This window comes from Oleiphilus sp. HI0132, assembly GCF_001635845.1.
The window spans coordinates 1-3,474 of record NZ_LWGJ01001098.1; the positions used below are offsets into that span (position 1 = coordinate 1).

Genomic DNA, 3,474 nt, shown 5'->3' on the forward strand with positions numbered 1-3,474 from the left:
TTCCTCAACAAGGTCTTCATTGCCTAAAGTGAACCCGCGATCACCATACATTTCATTTAACTCGGGAAGTCTAATATTTCTGGAGATGTTGGCCCTGAATTGAACCTCAGCACTTAGCTGTGCAAGCAAACCAAGCTGGAGGTCATGATAAAACTCAGCAACCTGATCCTGCTTTATTTCATCTACGACAGAGATCCCACGAGCACTACCATTGACCAACCAAAAACCTGAATTAGACAGCCATTCATCTTGTAGCCCGACAACAGTTGTCACGCGCTGATATTGACTAGAAGTGCCTTCGATGCGTTCCTGTAGGTCGTAGCCTTCGATCTTTGCGCTTAACAGTGCGGCCCAAAGGTTCGCACCGGAAGAAAAACTAGCTTTAATATTTCCACCAAATGATTTTGATACAGTTCGGTCATCATTTCGCAATAAACCTACTTGATTTTTCTCATCCCGAAATATCGTTTCTTTATAAAGTCCATATAAACTATAGTTAAAAACAATACCGCGCCTAAGATGCTGCTCTATATTGGCTTGCATCGAAAAGAACTCTGAGTCATAGGTGGCATCATTGTCTGCAAGGTTTTGTATCTCTGGAACACCCTGCTCTTTATTAGAGTATTGCGTAGTTAAACTAAATCGATACGCCTCATTAACCTGCTCGTTAAATGATGCCAGAAGTGATGTATGTACAACATCATTGTTGTTCTTATTTTGATCATAATCGTCGGCGTAATAATCGGGCGTATCGTTTGTATTGATGACTGTATAGTCATTGTCAGCACTAAAGTGCTCAGCAGAAAAAAGATAATTAAGGGTATCCAGACTCCCTTTATACGATGCTGCAGCACGTTTGATGCCTTCTGAACCAAGACTTGAACTAAGTAAGCCACCGGCTTTTCGTGCACCACCGCTAGTCTTGATATTAATTGCCCCACCAATCCCGGCTTGCTCTAAATATATCGGGACATTACCCCGGTATATTTCTACCTGTTCAACCGCACCAAGTAAGAACTGGCTCAAGTCGACAGCCCCCTGGTAGGAGCCATTCAGCAATACACCATCCAAGTACACGTTTACTTGTTTACTAGATGAGCCGCGAACACTAACAGAACTGAAACTGCCAAAGCCTCCAAGATCTCTGACTTGAACCCCCACTTGGCGCTCAACTATATCGGCAACGCTTACGGCATCACTAGAGAAATCTTCTTTCTTGATAACGGTAACTAAACCAGTATTGCTTGAGGGGTCAACATCAGTCAGCTTGGGGCGTGAAGTTTGAACAAGTACTTCGTTATGTTTTCCTAATATTTCCTGTGCATAAGCATGATAGGAAAAAATTATAAGTACTAAATAGGCAGCAACAAGTCTAAGCACAATTCACCCAACAGCATGTGATGACGGCTTACGAAGGAAGTAAAAAATATACTGGAGAAAAATTACGCACAGCAATATTTTCAAATATCGCCCTCCGCAATACCTTAAATTAAGTTCTCAGGCCGGTCTCCGGGCTTATGAGCATCTGATCACTGTCAGTAGAACTAGCGCCTTCCCATGTATTAATTACACAGTGGCGAGAGCTAGTCCTGTTACTCAATTACCGTTGCGGGGGCAGCGTTGGACTTATTCACTGCTTTAACAAACAGCCTTCACCAACTTCCCGTTTCATTCTTAGCAAATGGACAAAGCCAAGAACACCTGTAACGTGGGCGCTAATGTAATAATGTCAGGTTTAAAAGTCAAGTATGCAAATATTTAGGGCCAGAGTAAAAACGGCTATTTTTATTCTGGCCCTAAATATTTATTGCTCTGGAATAGTAAAGTAAAAACTTGCGCCTTTGCCAACCTCAGAGTCGGCCCAGACCCTCCCTCCATGCTTTTCGACAATCCGCTTAACCGTTGATAAACCGACGCCGGTGCCATCGAAGTCACTTTTGTTATGCAATCGCTGGAAGGTCGAGAAGAGCTTACCCGCATGTGACATATCAAAACCTGCACCATTGTCCTTAACCTTAAACACGCGCTCTGTTCTTCCGAGTTCGTCATCAACCAAAGCAGAGCTAAATGCTATTTCTGCAGATTCTGTCTTGCTACTGTACTTCCAGGCATTGTTTATCAGGTTTTCAACGACTGAATGCATCATTCTGGCATCACCATTGATATTCATATCTGGCTGAATATAAATATCTACGACACGCAGGGGATAGGTATCGCGCAGATTGGCCACTACTGTGTCAGCAATTTGGCTTAAGTTTAGGTCTGTTCTTTTTACTTCTTTTCGCTGCATTCGTGACAGGTCCAGCAAACCGTTAATCAAGTCTTCCATCGACTTGGCACCGGCAACGACTTTCGCCAATATCCGTTGCGCTTCTTCATCAAGCTGCGAGGCGTAATCATCAAGTAAGATATCACTAAAGCCTTTGATCATGCGTAAGGGTGATTTTAGATCATGCGATACAGTATAACTAAATGATTCCAGTTCTTTATTTGCTGAGGCTAATTCAACATTAGCCTGGTCTAGATCACGCGTTCGCTGGGCTACTTTCTCCTCCAAACCTGCATTCAGGCCCGTCACTTCATCAAACAAACGTGCATTTTCAAGCGATATAGCAGCCTGAGTCAGTAAGACTTTTATCACACTCATGCGCTGCTCGGTAAAGACCCCTGTGCTCAAGCTATTCTCTAAGTACAGAGCGCCTATTTGAGATTTTCGGTAAACAATTGGCAAACATAATACCGACTTTGACCTTGCTTTCGATATATAAGCATCCTCTTTAAACTCGCCGTCAGCGCAAGCATTTTCTAGCCAGATTGTTTCACCTAAACGAAGTGTTAAATTGATTATGTCCTGAGGAACATTCACGGACTTTTCCAGAGGTATATGCATTAAATAGGAAGCCTGATCGTTTGGTAAATCGACTTGAGCTTCTACCTTTGGCCCCTTCAGGCTCTGTACAACCAAGACCCCAATATGTGCACCTGCATTTTCAAGAATTACTTTCATCATGCTTTCAATGAGGTTGTGTAAATCCAACTCCCCCGACAGGGTCTGCATTGACTTTATGATTGACTGAAAATCCAAAGCCTCTCCCGACCTGACTGAACTGGTCGCGGATAAGCCAGTTGAAAACTGCTGAGTCAGCGTAACATTTGACGAATTACTAAATGTGGCTGGCACTGTTTTATCACGTTTCTCACTTATAGCCAGCTCAGGATAACATGCTAATAGCCTATCAATTTTGGCTTTATTCCCCCAACTCTTGTACCAGCTATGTGCCCGTTTAATTGGAACATCGGCAAGGGATTCAAAACCAATATCTATTAAGTAGCGTCCAAAGAATTCGTTTGATAAACCGGCATATTGTCTAAAGCCGTTTTCCTCGGCTTCCTTTATGGCCTGTTTATAACGCTTTGCCGTTTGTTCAAAAGGCGCGCCATCTAAGGCAAGCTGCTCTGCTTCTACCAAAGCAA

General features: G+C 43.1%; 2 protein-coding genes and 1 riboswitch. Both genes read right to left on the reverse strand.

What is annotated here, in order from left to right:
- Window positions 1-1,380 (reverse strand): TonB-dependent siderophore receptor (locus A3766_RS14475; RefSeq protein WP_068642411.1); only part of this gene is annotated, 1,380 nt, incomplete at its 3' end.
- 102 nt (window positions 1,381-1,482) lie between these two features.
- Window positions 1,483-1,720, reverse strand: a riboswitch (cobalamin riboswitch).
- Between the two features lie 84 nt (window positions 1,721-1,804).
- Window positions 1,805-3,474: ATP-binding protein (locus A3766_RS14480; protein ID WP_156508908.1), on the reverse strand; the 1,670-nt coding region annotated here is incomplete at its 5' end.